Source organism: Pacificibacter sp. (assembly GCF_039769035.1).
Lineage (GTDB): Bacteria > Pseudomonadota > Alphaproteobacteria > Rhodobacterales > Rhodobacteraceae > Celeribacter.
In genome coordinates this window covers 83,532-97,230 of record NZ_JBDMZG010000060.1, presented here as the reverse complement: position 1 = coordinate 97,230, position 13,699 = coordinate 83,532, and the positions used below count along the sequence as shown (strand labels likewise).

Sequence of the window (13,699 nt, the reverse complement as noted above, 5' to 3'; positions counted from 1 at the left end):
CACTACCGCCGCTCCATCCAGCCCCGCAGTCAATCGCTCGCTGCCGGTAGAGGGGGTTCTAGTGCTAACCAACACAAGCCGCAAGTGGTTTTTACGACTTTGTCGCACTTATTGCGCAAAAAGATGCTAACCTGCTCATTTCATTGAAGATAGCGCCCAAAAAAAGTTCACAATTTGGCCGTTCAAAATGGATTTCTGACGGCATTTTGGTGCCGCCGCCCTGCCCCGTCCGACTCGCGGCGTTTTTAGAGGGCAAAAACAACGAAATGCGAGTCGGTTTCCCGACTCGCATCATCAATTTAGGTCTGAATTGGCTCTCTAGGCCTGCATGGGCAACCAAAGCACAATCATTGGGAAGGCCACCAACAACGCGATGGTGATGGCATCCGCGATGAAGAACGGCGTCACACCTTTGAACACGTCTTGCACAGTGAGGTCGTCACGTACCCCAGCCACAACGAAACAGTTCAAGCCGATGGGCGGCGTGATCAGACAGAACTCCGCCATTTTGACCACCAAGATGCCGAACCAAATCGCACACATAGGACCGGACATCCCAAAGGCACTGTCTGCGGCCAAAACAGCTTCGCCGCCATTGAGCGCCATGACCGCAGGATACACCACAGGCAGCGTCAAAAGCATCATGCCGATCGCATCCATAAACATGCCCAGCACAGCATAGGCCAACAAGATGCAGATCAAGATCATCAGCGGTGGCATCGCCAAGGATCCAAGCCAATCCGAGAAGGCCCCTGGCAGGTCAGCAAAGCCGAGAAAGCGCACATATATAAGCACGCCCCAAATGATGGTGAAAATCATCACTGTCAGCTTGGCGGTTTCCAACAGGGCGTTTTTCAACTCTCCCCAGCGCATACCGCGATAGAGCGCCATCAAGAAGACCACAAAGGCCCCGATCGCGCCGCCTTCTGTCGGTGTGCCCCATGCTTCGCCACCAAACGGATTGTAGACGAACAAGATAATGGTGAGCACAACGATTAAGATGGGGGCCGCAGCAGGCAAGCACTCAAAGCGTTGCTTCCAAGAAAATCCACCAACGGGGGGACCAAAGCCTTTGATTGTCATCGCCAATCCGACGATCAACAACGCATAGATGATGGCAGAGAACAGGCCCGGGATGAAGCCCGCCAACAACAACTTGCCCACGTCTTGTTCCACGATGATCGCATAAATCACAAGAATGGCGGATGGGGGAATAAGCGAGGCCAATGTGCCACCTGCCGCCACCACACCTGCCGCAAAGCGTTTGTCATACCCCGCCGCAAGCATTTCAGGGATAGCGATGCGAGCAAACACAGCAGACGTGGCCACAGATGCGCCAGATACAGCCGCAAAGCCAGCCGTTGCAAAGATAGTCGCAACAGCCAAGCCGCCCGGCACCCAAGCGATCCAACGTTTGGCCGCCGTGAACAGAGCTTTCGTCAGCCCTGCGTAATAGGCCAAATAGCCGATCAATATGAAGGTGGGGATCAGGCTCAAAGCTTGGCTTGAGACTTTCGAATGGGGCACCTGCCCCGCTGTTTTCACCGCGACGGTCAAAGCCCAGCCAAAGTCATTCGGATCAAAGCCCTTTTTGGCCCAGAAAATCCAGATCAAGCCCACAAGACCCACAGTGCCCGCAGCAAAAGCCACGCGCATGCCCATGATCACCAAAGCCAAAAGACCGAGCGAGACGATAATGCCAATTTCAATAGGTTCCATATCGCGCGTTCCTTATTCTTCGCGGCCAGACATGGTGCTGGCCTCCATCGCGGCTTGGGTCGCGACATCAATTGGTAGAGGCACGGCAACAGGTTCACTGGTGCCAGATATGATCGCTTTCACGTAGCCAATGGCCTGCAAAACAAGTCGCAACGACAACACAGAAAACGCTACTGGCGCCAAAAGCTTGGCGGGCCAAATCGGTAAACCGATGTCCATAGAGCTGTCGCGGCTCCACAACGGGGATGCGAAATCAAAACTGCGTTGGAAATGCGCCCATGTGCCCCAAACCATCAAAACCATAAAGACCAGCATGATGAAGGTCGTGAACAGTTCGAACACGTACAACGGACGACCTTTCAAGACGCCAACAAGCATATCCATGCGAATATGCCCGCCATCGCGCTGCGTGAATGCGATGCCCATGAAGGCGATCAACGGCATCGCTTGCTCGATCCAATCCACGTAACCCGGCAAAGGTTGCCCAAAGAAATTTCGCCCAGACACGGACACGACGGCCAACAACATCAAGCTGAAAACAGCCAAACCACTGACCAAGGCCAAGACGCCCTCAACGCGGTAAAGTTTTAGATCGACGCGGCTTAACCAACTGTCGTCGGTGAGCACAACTGCAGAACCAGCCATGGATCATCCCCTCTTTAAATTTGAAAATTCGGATCAAAAAAGCCCGCCCCACGACATGCAGGGCGGGCGATTTGAAAGACCCGTATGCTTACATGCTGCCTGCGACTTTGCTTGTCACGAGATCGTAAAGCTCTTGGGCTGGCAAACCACGCTTGGTGTTTTCCGCAATCCAAGCCTCAGCAGCTGGCGCAGCAGCGGCCGCTTTGAACGCGTCCAATTCAGCGTCTGAGAAGGTCACTGTTTCGATGCCTTTTTCTTCCAACAAAGGTCCCCATGCGGCCATGGTTTTTTCGTTGTAAGCTGCAATGTAGTGATCCAGCGCCTCGTCAACAGAACCATCAAGCGCTTCTTTTTCAGCATCAGACAGCGCGTCATAGGCGTCGATGTTCACCACAACAGGGCAGTTCACAGCACCAGGGTTCAAGTTGGACGTCCACCATGTGGCGTTTTCAACTGTGCCAAAAGACATGTGAGCGTGCGGTGCAAAAGCAACGGCACGGATCACGCCGCTGTCCATTGCTTGGCGCACTTCAGTAGCGGACATAGATGTCGGAACCGCACCAGAAGCAGCCATCGCTTTGCCGATACCGCCAGTTGCGCGCACGGTCAGACCTTTGAAGTCATCGATGGAGGATGGCACATCACCAAGACCCGCAAGGTTATACTGCGGCAAAGGAGATGGCATCAAAAGCTTGGCGCTCCAACGTGCAAGATCGGCTTGCACAGCAGGGTGTTGGTACACAGCCATAGAAATATCGCGTTCCATTTCCAAAGAGCTGATGCCAAGGAATGGAAGTTCCATCACGGTGATGGATGGGTTTTTGTCCGCGTGGTAGCCCGCACAGAACTGCGCCATTTCGAAGGCACCGATGGAAATACCATCCAGATTTTCTCTGTTCTTAGACAGGCCGCCGTAAGAAATGTTCAACGTGAATTCGCCGTTGGTCTTTTCAGACACCAACTCGGCCAGTTTTTCGACGTGCTCTGTAAAGGCGCGACGTTTGCCCCACAATGACACGTTCCATTCGGTCGCCAGCGCCTCGCCTGCAAAGCTTACCGCAATCGCTGCCACTGCAGCACGTCCCAAAAATTTGTTCATGAAGTCCTCCCAAAAGATCATGTGCCGACACATCTCGTGCGGCTTGAGACATATGATCTATGAAGAGAGGAACGCGCGATACGAAGAAAGCCGCGCGTTCAAACAGAAATGCCCTGCGGATTTCCGCAGAGCACATCAAGCCCGCGAAACCTTACAAAATTTCGTCCTTGTTTAGGCCCAATTTAACGATCTTTTCGTTCAATGTCCGCCGCCCAATGCCCAAAGCTTCGGCCACAGCATCCATACGCCCCTCGTGGGCTTTGATCGCTTTCGAAATCAATTCGCGCTCGAAGCTGGCAACCGCCTCGCGCAGAGTGTTTGGCACATCATCAAACGCATGATCTGCGCGCAATGCTTGGGTGACAGACCCTAGCCCGCGCCGCGCCGCCAACACCCGCCGTTCGGCAACATTGCGCAGTTCGCGCACGTTGCCCGGCCAATCATGCGCCAACAAGGCTGCAATATCTTCGGGCGTCATTTCAGGCGGCGTGACTTCGTAGATCTGCGCATATTGCGCCACAAAATGGGTAAACAAGAACGCCACATCATCGCGCCGATCCCGCAGCGACGGGATATTCAACGTCACTGCATTGATGCGAAACAACAGATCGCGCCGGAACCGACCTTCCGCCACGGCTTCGTCCGGCGACTCGTTGGTGGCAGACACCACACGCAGATCAAGCGCCACAGGCGACGGCGCGCCAAGCGGCGTGATTTCACGTTGATCGATCACCCGCAGCAACATCGCTTGCACCTGCATGGGGCAAGCGCCGATTTCGTCTAAAAACAATGTCCCGCCAGATGCTGCCGCGATTTGGCCCGCAGGCCCACCTTTCACGCCAATCATATCGCGCTCAAACGTGTCCACACTCAACGTTGCGCAATTGATCACCACAAAAGGCCCATCGGCGCGCGGCCCCAAATCATGCAAAGCCCGCGCCACCAATTCCTTGCCCGTGCCCGTTTCGCCCAAAAGCAAAAGTGGCGCATCACTGGCCGAGACATTCAAAATGTCTTCGCGCAGCATCACCATATCGTCGGTGCGCCCCAAGAAAACGCGGTCCAAACCCGACAATTCAGCCAAGCGCGCCTTCAAGCGCTCCGTGCCCAAACGCAAGCGATATTGATCAGCGGCGTGGCGCAAAATAGTCAACAACCTGCGTGGCTCATAAGGCTTTTCCACAAAGGAATACGCCCCGTCCTGCATCGCTTTCACCGCAGTTGGAATGTCCCCATGCGCGGAAATCAACACCAAAGGCGGCGCGTTTTGATCCGACATGCTGGCCAGCAAATCCAGTCCAGACATGCCCGGCATACGCACATCAGACACAATCACATCCGGCGCAAAATCAATCAGCTTATCGGCAACCTGATCTGCGCGCGGCAGGCTTTCCGCCTCAAACCCAGCGGCATCGAGCAGGTCCAACAAAGACACCCGCATCGCCTTGTCATCGTCTACAACCAAAACGCGGATCACGTGGGTGTCGGTCATGTGGTGTTCTCCTGATTATCACCGGCATTTTCGTTGGCATTGTCACTGGCATTTTCAGTGGCATTTTCATCCGAAGCGTCATCGGCTTGCAATTCCACCCGAAACACAGCGCCGCCTTCGGCGCTGTTATGGGCTTGCATCGTGCCACCATGCTCTTTGACGATACTTGCAGAGATCGCCAGACCAAGCCCCATGCCCCGCCCAGACTCGCGGATGGTCACAAAGGGTTCTTGCAAGTCTTCCAAGCTAGCCTGCCCCAAACCATGCCCCGTATCGCGCAACTCGAACCACGCCGTAGCCCCTGTTTGGCCCACAGTGATGGTCAAATGGCGTTTGGGACTGTCTTCGACGGCATCAACCGCATTGCGCAACAGATTGGTCATCACTTGTTCAAGCCGCAACTGCGATCCATGCACAAAGACCGGTTTTTCAGGGCTCACACGGCTCAAGGTGGCGCCTGTCGCGGTCAGATTGGGCGCCAAAAGTGCGATGGCCTCGCTCATGGCTTCGTCCAAATTCACACGTTTCAAATCTGGCGTACCTGCGCGAGAGAAAAACCGCAATTGGCGCGTGATACCTTCCATGCGATCCACCAGACCCGACAGTTTGGGCAAGACTTTATCACTCGCTTGCGTCGACAGTTCCGCCGCTGCGATATGGTTGCGAAAGGCTGCAATCGGCTGACCCAATTCATGCGTCACTGAAGCCGACAATTCGCCCAGCGCCGCCAAGCGACTGGCCCGCTGCAACTCACCTTGTGCGCGTTGCAAGCGCCGCTGCGCCGCTTCGCGTTCTTCAATCTCAACCGCAAGACGTTCATTGGCGCGCCGCAAGTCGGCTTCTTCAGCTTCGGATTGGCGCAAGGCCGCACCGATACTTTGCGTGCGGCGAAATTGGAACGCGATCACAAAACCCGCTGCCAAAATCAATGTGGACACCGCCGCCAACCAACTGACGGCTTGGATCGGATCTTCGTCGGCCAAATAGTGCAACACCCAATCATGGGGCAGCTCTGCGGTTTCCAAATGGATCAGATTTTGCCCGTCAATGCGGATGCGATTTTGGGCAGAGCGGTCCCAATCCAGCGAGGTCAGTGGCTTAGACCCAAACTGCTTGGCCTGCGCAATGCGCACGCGTTGCGCGTCACTTAGCGGCACCAATGACCGATAGCGCCAATCCGTGTTCGAGGCCAAAACCACCACTGTATCTTGGTTGGCCAGTAAGACTTTTTCGCCCGCCTCGCTCCAATCGCGTTCCAACCGCGTCAAATCCAACTTCAACGCAATCACGCCGGCAATTTCGTTCGCCGTGCCATAAACTGGGCTCGCGATAAAATACCCAGGCAGACCTGTCGTGCTGCCAATGCCGTAAAAGCGCCCTTGCGCGCCGGTCAGCGCATCTTGAAAATACGGCCGGAACGAATAATTCTGCCCAACAAAGCTGGAAATCGTGTTCGCATTTGAGGCCGCAATCGTTTCGCCCTCAGGCGACATCAAGTAAATCGCATCCACGCCTGCGCGCGTTGCAAATTCATTCAGCCGTTGATTGAGAGCATCCCGATCGCCACCAACTGCCGTCGAAATAACATGCGGGTCGCGGGCCAGAACGTATGGCAAATGCGAGAACCGTTCGATTTCGGCCACAACCGTCGACCGATAAAGCGACAAACGCCCTTCCGCCTTTTGCGTCTCTCGCGCTCGCACAGAGCCGCCAGCGATCACAAAAGCAGCTGCCGCCAAACACAGCGCCACAAACAAACTGATAAGAAGATTTCTCATGTGCATATCATGGGATCACGCAAATGGGCTCAGTTTTCAAGCCTGAAACCGACCCAAGCACCAATCAACGGCGTTTTGGCAATTCAATTGCCCTGCCCTTTCTGCTATCAATGCCCAGCTTATCGTGTCACGACACTGGATCCACATGCCCCACTCTTCGCATCGGTTTACATGGAACGCACATTGCGCTCTGCGCGATTGCGCGGGCACGCCCAAAGCCCGCGCGCATCACGCCAAGGTGCAAGAGCTGCGCGCAGCCATTCAATCGGGTCACGCCGTGCGCCTTGTCCAAGGGCAGCCGATTGCAGATCCAAACACAGCTACCAAACTGTTCTGCCAAACAGGGGGCAGCACCGGCACGCCGAAAATCATCGAGCGCAGCCAAGCCTCGTGGATTGCCAGCTTTCACGTCAACGCCGACCTGTTTGACATCACGCAAGACGCTTGCACGGCTGTGTTCGGAGATCTGAGACATTCGCTCGCGCTTTATGGCGTCATCGAAGCAGCGCATCTTGGCACAGATATCTGTATGCTCGCGGACCTGCGCGCCACAACTCAGTGCGCCCAGATCGTCACCCAAGGCGTCACACATATGTATCTGACACCGACGCAACTTAAACTGTTGATGACCAGCGATGTGACGTGCCCATCAGTGCGTCACATCATCGTGGGCGGCGGTGCGGTGCCCGATGGACTGCGCAGCAGCGCAAGCGAAACCTTTCCAAATGCCGTGGTGACGCAGTTTTATGGCGCATCTGAAACCAGCTTTATTGCGATCGCAAACGCATCCACGCCAAACGGATCGGTCGGGGCGCTTTATCCGAACGTGGCCCTAAAATTCACCGGACCAAACGGCGCACCGCAGGTTGGTCATGGCGAAATTTGGGTGAAAAGCCCTTATCTTTTTGATCGCTACGCTCAAGGCGGCAGTGCAGATACGCGGTGCGCTGATGGCTATGTGACAATCGGTGAAATCGGGCGACTGGATGCGTCGAACAATCTGTACTTGCTTGGGCGCAAAAGCCGGATGGTGAGCATTGCCGATCAAAATGTATTCCCTGAAGAGATAGAAGCCTTCATTGCCCAGACCTTTGACCCCGTGCTTGTCGCCGTTGTAGCGCAAACGGACGCCTTGCGCGGACAAACATTGACCGCCATCATCCAAGGGCAAGACGGGCAAGAAGATACAATTTTGCGTGCTTGTCGGGCAAATTTTGGGGCACTGGCATCTCCGCGCCGCGTGATTAAGATTGACACGCTACCGCTATTGAAATCGGGCAAACCCGACTTGATCACCTTGGCCAACTGGTTGGAGACACGCAGATGACACGCGCCTACATTATCGCGGCCAAACGCAGCGCTGTTATTCCGCGCGGTGGTGCTTTTGCTGATTTGGCTTTGCATCAATTGGCAGCCCCTGTTGTGTTGGACTGCCTGCGATCAGCGGGCATCGCCCCAGACCAAGTCGACGAGGTCATCGCGGGCAACGCGCTTGGGGCGGGTGGAAACCCCGCACGTCATGTCGCACTTGCCGCGGGCTTGCCTGAACGCGTTGCGGGTCTCACCATTGATCGGCAATGTTGCGGAGGGCTTGATGCGCTCAAATTGGCAGACGCTCTTGTCCGGTCTGGCCAAGCACAGGTTGTCATCGCAGGCGGCGTCGAAAGCTATTCGCGCGCGCCGCTGAGATGCGAAACCTATGCCGACGGGCGCGCCCCACGCGCGTATGAGCAAGCCAAGTTTACCCCGTGGCCCAATAGAGACCCCGCCATGTCAGACGCAGCCGATGCTTTGGCCCGTCAGCTTGGCATTGAACGCGCCGACCAAGATGCATTTGCAATCCACAGTCATCAAAAAGCGCTCGCCGCACAGGCGCGGTTGCGCGATGAGATCACTCCGATCAATGATCAGCTGCACGACACATTTACCCGCGATTTGACACAAGCACTAGCGGCCAGAGCCAAACCGATCTCGGGGTCCATCACGCCCGCAAACACAAGTGTTGCGGCCGATGGCGCCGCCTTTTGCCTTGTGGTTTCACAAGACATCGCCGACAGATTTGACGGACCTAAAGTGGAAATCGTCACCGGTTGCACCCTTGGCGCAACGCCCGACATGCCCGGACTGGCCCCCGTAGCAGCCATCAAGCATGTGTTGAAAACGGCTGAAATCACACCAGCCCAATTGACGGTCTCAGAAGTGATGGAAGCCTACGCTGTACAAGCTCTTGCCTGTATTCAAGGTGCAGGCTTGACCTCGGATCAGGTGAATGTGGGTGGCGGGTCTTTGGCGCGCGGGCATCCCATTGGCGCCTCAGGCGCAATCAACGCGGTGAGATTATTTCATGAGTTAAAAGCTAAAAGCGGGTATGGATTGGCGGCTATAGCGGCGGCAGGCGGTCTTGGGACGGCGGTGCTGCTCAAAGCCTGAGCTATTCGCCGTCGAAGCCACGAAACGTTGCAAAGTCGTCCACCGCGTCGCGGTCGGTGCGAAACTGATTGACCGGCGCAGTGGTGTCTTCCACCCCAAGCGCCACGCCACATACAACCAACTCGTCGTCATCCAGCCCAAGCGCTTTGTGCACATCGGGCCCAAAATTAGCGATCGCGCCAATGCCCGTGCTGCCGTAGCCTAGGTCGTCTGCGGCCATAAACAACGCCATCAACATCATGCCTAAGTCCATGAAACAGCCTTTGCCCATGTCTTTGTGAATGGTCACTACGATGCCAACAGGCGCATCAAAAAACCGGTAATTTCTGTCAAACTGCGCCCTGCGCCCTGCGATATCGCGGCGCTCAATGCCCAGCGCCTCATAAAGCGCAAAGCCCGCGGCACGCTGCTTGGCCTTAAGCGCGGCGGGCATCGGTTTGGGGAAATAGGAATACTCAGACGTGATATCTTGATCCTGCGCAGCCTTGGTTAAAACCGCCGAAAGATCTCGCAAATCCGCGCCCGTCAAAACATGACAGCGCCCCGGTTGAAGATTGGCCCCGCTTGGGGCCGACCGTGCCGCCGAAAGAATTTTGACCACATCCGCTTTGGGCACAGATGTGGGCAAAAATTGACGTACGGAATGCCGCGACCTTAACGCCGTTATGATCGCGGAATCGTTCATGCGCGCGACAGCACGCTGTTCGGCCGCGCTTTGTAAAGCGCTGCAGTCACAACACCCGCCAAGATGGCTTTGATCAGATCACCTGGGATGAAGGACACAATCAACAGCGTGGCTTCTGGGATCGTTTTGTCCAAAGCCACGGCCATGCCGACCACGCCAAAAGCGTAAACCACCAAGATGCCGCCAACAGCCGCAGCCAGTGCAGATGTCACACCCAGCGATCCAATACGTAGCTTTTCAACCATCAGCCCTGTCACAAAAGCGCCAATCGGGAAGCCGATCAAAAAGCCGACAGTTGGCGAGGCAAAAACACCAAGTCCGCCACGGCCGCCAGCCAAAAGCGGCAAGCCCATCGCAACCAAGAGCACAAACAGCAAGACGGCCAAAGCACCGCGCTTAGCGCCCAAGATCGTTCCGCACAGCATCACGCCCAAGGATTGCGCTGTAATCGGCACACCAAATGCCAAAGTGAACGCTGGGATCAATCCCAAAGCGGCGATCAGCGCTGCAAAAAGCGCGATCAGTGTCAAATTGCGTTCCATAGTCCGTCCTTTTATCTTTCTAACCCACCACGTGCTTTGATGGCATCCGCTACATACTCTGCATCATCGATAACCAAAACAGCAAATGGCACCAAGACATGCCATTTCGGCCGCTTGTGCGACCGCGCACGCCACGCATCCGACAGCTGAGCCCCCTTATGCGTCAACACCGGCGTAAACCGAACGACCAAAGCCACGCCCAACTCCAAGAAAAGCGTCTGCAAACCAAACCGACGCAGCGGGGTGGTCAAGAACCGGACGACGTCCGTCATATCAGACAGCTTTGTGGTGAGCGTCACAAGATTGGCCAAGGCAACTGCGCTCAAAAGGCGCAGCGAAATGACGGCGCCTGCAATCGTGTCATCCGTGACAAAGTGCCAAATTAAAACCACTGTGACGAAGGGCCAAAGACCGCGCAGCCTGCGCGTACCAAAGCGCAAAAACGTCAACCCGGGCAAGGTATATAGCCCCATCACAACCACGAAAACGATCGCATGAAAGGCAAGGCTGTTTTGCGAGAACAACACCATGGTTGCGACGCACAGCGCCAAAAGCTTGGGTCCAGCGCGCCAACCATGCGCGCGGGTTTTAATCGGCGAGGTGAGCGAGATCATCCGCCTCTCCGATCTTTTTCATCTCATGTTCAAAGGCGGGCAAGACGTCTTCTGCGGGCCCTTGCTGGCGCAGCGTCCCGTCCTCAACCCACACAATATGATCATAGGACTTCAGCACGTCCGGATCATGGGAAATGTGAATAATCGCAGAGTCTATGCGGTCGAAATAACGTGCGAGTTGCATCTTCGTTGGCAAGTCCAACCCTGAAAACGGTTCATCCAAAATCACCACTTTGGGCTGCATCGCCAAGACAGACATCAAGCAAACAAGCTGTTTTTGCCCCTGCGACAAATGCTGAATGGCGGCCTCTGCCCAATGGGTTTTGTCAAAATCTCGCAGGGTTTTGGCCACGATCTCAGCAGCCTCACGCTTGCTATGCCCTTGCTGCAAAAGCCCGAAAGCGATTTCTTCTTCGACCGTTGGAAATATGATCTGATGGTCTGGGTTTTGAAACAAAATCCCCACGGTATTGATCGCCGCTTTACGGTCTTTGGCCGGATCAATGCCTGCGATTTCGACCTCGCCGTCATCTGCCTCAACCAACCCTGACAGAACACGCGCCACAGTGGTTTTCCCCGATCCATTGCGCCCGACAATGCCAACGCGGCGCGCAGAGCTCTGCAGCGTCATATCGCGTAAGATCTGTTTGCCGTCGCGCGTCACAGTGACGTTGTGCAACGCAAACATAGGGAAGGATTGGCTGTCATGTGTCATGTCGCTTTATAAACCAGCATGCGGTTGAAACGGCAACAGTGATATGAAGGTCGCGGGTTTTGTCTTTTGGTTTACTGCACCGTTACTCTTCGTGCTTGAGCAACAAATACAACGCCAAAATCGTCAGGCCAATACCGACAAAAATCAGGCCAGAAGGCACCCCGTTGCCCAGCGCGACTTCCCACAAAATGACCCATGACGGCGTCAGATAAGTATATGCCATGACTTTTGCACTATCCAATCGCACAGAGGCAAAGGTGAGCAATGTGGACGTTGTCGTGGTCGCGATCAGGGTCGTATAGGCCACCGCAACCCATACAATTGGGGGCAAACCAGCCCAGTTGGTGGCAAGCAGATCGCGCCAGCCAAACGCCAACATAACAACAGACGAGGCACACAACACAAAGGTGATGAAGACGGGGGCACGTTCCCCGCGACTGAATTTGGACACCAAAGGCGTATAAATGGCATGCGCAACAACGCCGACAAAATAGACCATTTCGCCGCGCCCGACTTCAAACGCTAAAAACGCCGACAGATCCGCACGGAAAATCACCCAAAGCGCCCCGATTGCGCCCACAGTCAATGCCAGTGCAATCCGTGGCGTGGTGATTTGGCGCATCAACACATAGCCAAAACCCGCTGCCAAAACAGGCGTCAGCGTGAAGACTGCGGCGGTCGAAACTGGCGTGGCGGTTTTTAGGCCTTCGAACATCATGACAAAGTACAGCGCGAACAACCCGCCCAAAATGACGTATCGCCAAGGCGCGCGCAGCGCAGTGCGCGGGATGCCCCCCGTCGACTGAGCGATAATTGCGATAGCCGTGGCCGCCAGAACGAACCTGATGCTGTTGAATGCAAGCGGGGTGATCGTACCCGTTTTCATCGCCAAGCTGCCCAGTGGAAAGCTACCCGCAACAAGGCAAGAAAAAACGAGCATCGCGAGATGCCCGTTGCGGCGTTCCAATCGCAGGAGTGACTCAGTCAATTTCCCATTCCTTCGATCGTTCTTTGAGATAGGCCAAAACCGCCTGCACTTTTGGTGTCCGGTGAAGATCGACGTGGGTCACGATCCAGTTCGTCGCAGACCATTCGGCCTCGCGTGGCAAAAGTTGGATAAGATTGGCATCGGCTTCGGCCAAATCGTGGCTCACAAAACCAGCACCCGCACCAGCCATGACCGCCTCCAGAGTGGCCTCCATTGTGGACACACGGAAACTAATCTGTTCCGGCTTTACGTTTTCTTTGAGCCATTTCATCGTTGGGGCACGGTGGCCCAAATCGTCAAAGCCCACAAACCGCATTTCGGACAACACGTTTTCAGGCGCAGGCAAACCAAAGCGATCCACATAGGATTGATGGACATACAAGCCGAATTTCTGCGTCACAAATGGCTGCACAACATTGTCAGGCTCTTGGGGCGCAGGGCCGGTGCGCACCGCCACATGTGCTTCGCCATACTCCAAACGAAACACGCGAGCGTCCGTCAGGTAGCGCACGATCAAGTTTGGATGCAACACTTGGAAGTCCGCCAAAATAGGGGCGATTTTGCGCGAAATGCCGGGCAAGGATGTGATGATCAATTCACCGCTGACATCTTCGCCACGCCCTTTGATCCGGCTGACAAGCTGCGAAAACTGATCATCCGTGGCCTGCGCGACCTTCAACAAATCCACGCCAGCCTCAGTGGGCGTGTAGCCACGCGCGTGACGCTGAAACAGCTTCACACCAAGGGTCTGCTCAAGCGAGTCGATGTGGCGGATCACTGTAGCATGGTGCACCCCCAAAACCTGTGCAGCGCCGGACACGGTGCCCATCTTGGCAACCTGAAAAGCGGTGCGGATTTCATCCCAGTTCTCTATGTTCATGATATCTCAATTTCTGTGCGATTGCGAACAGTTCAATTCAATTTCAACCCATACGTTCGGAAAAACAAGCCCATAACGCCCGAGAACACAAAAAGTGTAGGCAGTTCACCCC

Annotated in this window: 13 protein-coding genes; 2 read left to right on the top strand and 11 right to left on the bottom strand. The window is 55.3% G+C overall.

All coding sequences use genetic code 11. From position 1 onward, the window contains the following. Nucleotides 1-318: 318 nt before the first annotated feature. The 5 genes from ABF287_RS06060 to ABF287_RS06040 all read right to left on the bottom strand — a co-directional run bounded on the left by ABF287_RS06060 (nucleotide 319) and on the right by ABF287_RS06040 (nucleotide 6,733). Entirely contained in the window at nucleotides 319-1,719 is a 1,401-nt protein-coding gene (locus ABF287_RS06060) for a TRAP transporter large permease (RefSeq protein ID WP_347184117.1), read from the bottom strand. A 12-nt stretch (nucleotides 1,720-1,731) separates the two neighbouring features. Continuing rightward, nucleotides 1,732-2,364, bottom strand: coding sequence for a TRAP transporter small permease (locus tag ABF287_RS06055; protein WP_347184116.1), 633 nt, complete (start codon nucleotides 2,362-2,364; stop codon nucleotides 1,732-1,734). 88 nt (nucleotides 2,365-2,452) lie between these two features. Further along, entirely contained in the window at nucleotides 2,453-3,463 is a 1,011-nt protein-coding gene (gene dctP / locus ABF287_RS06050) for a TRAP transporter substrate-binding protein DctP (protein ID WP_347184115.1), read from the bottom strand. Between the two features lie 151 nt (nucleotides 3,464-3,614). Beyond that, a complete protein-coding gene (locus tag ABF287_RS06045; protein ID WP_347184114.1) occupies nucleotides 3,615-4,955 on the bottom strand; it encodes a sigma-54 dependent transcriptional regulator in 1,341 nt (446 codons plus the stop codon). Beyond that, nucleotides 4,952-6,733, bottom strand: a complete 1,782-nt coding sequence (locus ABF287_RS06040; RefSeq protein WP_347184113.1) for an ATP-binding protein — start codon at nucleotides 6,731-6,733, stop codon at nucleotides 4,952-4,954. The genes ABF287_RS06045 and ABF287_RS06040 overlap by 4 nt, the downstream gene beginning before the upstream one ends. Before the next feature lie 145 nt (nucleotides 6,734-6,878). Between ABF287_RS06040 and ABF287_RS06035 the strand changes: the two genes are divergently transcribed. Beyond that, the gene (locus ABF287_RS06035) at nucleotides 6,879-8,060 is read left to right on the top strand and encodes an AMP-binding protein (protein WP_347184112.1); all 1,182 of its coding nucleotides are present in this window, start codon (nucleotides 6,879-6,881) and stop codon (nucleotides 8,058-8,060) included. Further along, nucleotides 8,057-9,163, top strand: a complete 1,107-nt coding sequence (locus ABF287_RS06030) for a thiolase family protein (protein ID WP_347184111.1) — start codon at nucleotides 8,057-8,059, stop codon at nucleotides 9,161-9,163. The genes ABF287_RS06035 and ABF287_RS06030 overlap by 4 nt, the downstream gene beginning before the upstream one ends. 1 nt (nucleotide 9,164) lies before the next feature. On the opposite strand, the gene ABF287_RS06025 is transcribed toward ABF287_RS06030, so the two are convergent. From ABF287_RS06025 to ABF287_RS06000, 6 genes are all read right to left on the bottom strand, one after another. Beyond that, nucleotides 9,165-9,848 carry a nitroreductase gene (locus ABF287_RS06025; RefSeq protein ID WP_347184110.1) on the bottom strand — a complete coding sequence of 228 codons (684 nt, stop codon included), beginning with the start codon at nucleotides 9,846-9,848 and terminating at the stop codon, nucleotides 9,165-9,167. Next, a complete protein-coding gene (locus ABF287_RS06020; RefSeq protein WP_347184109.1) occupies nucleotides 9,845-10,390 on the bottom strand; it encodes a biotin transporter BioY in 546 nt (181 codons plus the stop codon). Before ABF287_RS06020 ends, ABF287_RS06025 begins: the two co-directional genes overlap by 4 nt. Before the next feature lie 11 nt (nucleotides 10,391-10,401). After that, complete coding sequence (locus ABF287_RS06015; RefSeq protein ID WP_347184108.1) at nucleotides 10,402-11,004, bottom strand: energy-coupling factor transporter transmembrane component T; 603 nt, start codon at nucleotides 11,002-11,004, stop codon at nucleotides 10,402-10,404. Next, nucleotides 10,979-11,719 carry an ABC transporter ATP-binding protein gene (locus tag ABF287_RS06010; protein ID WP_347184107.1) on the bottom strand — a complete coding sequence of 247 codons (741 nt, stop codon included), beginning with the start codon at nucleotides 11,717-11,719 and terminating at the stop codon, nucleotides 10,979-10,981. The genes ABF287_RS06015 and ABF287_RS06010 overlap by 26 nt, the downstream gene beginning before the upstream one ends. 82 nt (nucleotides 11,720-11,801) lie before the next feature. Next, nucleotides 11,802-12,659, bottom strand: a complete 858-nt coding sequence (locus ABF287_RS06005; RefSeq protein ID WP_347184121.1) for a DMT family transporter — start codon at nucleotides 12,657-12,659, stop codon at nucleotides 11,802-11,804. A 40-nt stretch (nucleotides 12,660-12,699) separates the two neighbouring features. Then, nucleotides 12,700-13,581: a LysR family transcriptional regulator gene (locus tag ABF287_RS06000; RefSeq protein WP_347184120.1), complete on the bottom strand. Its 882-nt coding sequence runs from the start codon at nucleotides 13,579-13,581 to the stop codon at nucleotides 12,700-12,702. Between the last annotated feature and the right edge of the window lie 118 nt (nucleotides 13,582-13,699).

Bases quoted from the DNA above. Each gene is read 5' to 3' on its own strand.
- ABF287_RS06010 (WP_347184107.1), bottom strand. From the start codon at position 11,719: ATGACACATGACAGCCAATCCTTCCCTATGTTTGCGTTGCACAACGTC.
- ABF287_RS06030 (WP_347184111.1), top strand. From the start codon at position 8,057: ATGACACGCGCCTACATTATCGCGGCCAAACGCAGCGCTGTTATTCCG.
- ABF287_RS06055 (WP_347184116.1), bottom strand. From the start codon at position 2,364: ATGGCTGGTTCTGCAGTTGTGCTCACCGACGACAGTTGGTTAAGCCGC.
- dctP (WP_347184115.1), bottom strand. From the start codon at position 3,463: ATGAACAAATTTTTGGGACGTGCTGCAGTGGCAGCGATTGCGGTAAGC.
- ABF287_RS06035 (WP_347184112.1), top strand. From the start codon at position 6,879: ATGCCCCACTCTTCGCATCGGTTTACATGGAACGCACATTGCGCTCTG.
- ABF287_RS06045 (WP_347184114.1), bottom strand. From the start codon at position 4,955: ATGACCGACACCCACGTGATCCGCGTTTTGGTTGTAGACGATGACAAG.
- ABF287_RS06060 (WP_347184117.1), bottom strand. From the start codon at position 1,719: ATGGAACCTATTGAAATTGGCATTATCGTCTCGCTCGGTCTTTTGGCT.
- ABF287_RS06025 (WP_347184110.1), bottom strand. From the start codon at position 9,848: ATGAACGATTCCGCGATCATAACGGCGTTAAGGTCGCGGCATTCCGTA.
- ABF287_RS06020 (WP_347184109.1), bottom strand. From the start codon at position 10,390: ATGGAACGCAATTTGACACTGATCGCGCTTTTTGCAGCGCTGATCGCC.
- ABF287_RS06040 (WP_347184113.1), bottom strand. From the start codon at position 6,733: ATGAGAAATCTTCTTATCAGTTTGTTTGTGGCGCTGTGTTTGGCGGCA.
- ABF287_RS06005 (WP_347184121.1), bottom strand. From the start codon at position 12,659: ATGCTCGTTTTTTCTTGCCTTGTTGCGGGTAGCTTTCCACTGGGCAGC.
- ABF287_RS06015 (WP_347184108.1), bottom strand. From the start codon at position 11,004: ATGATCTCGCTCACCTCGCCGATTAAAACCCGCGCGCATGGTTGGCGC.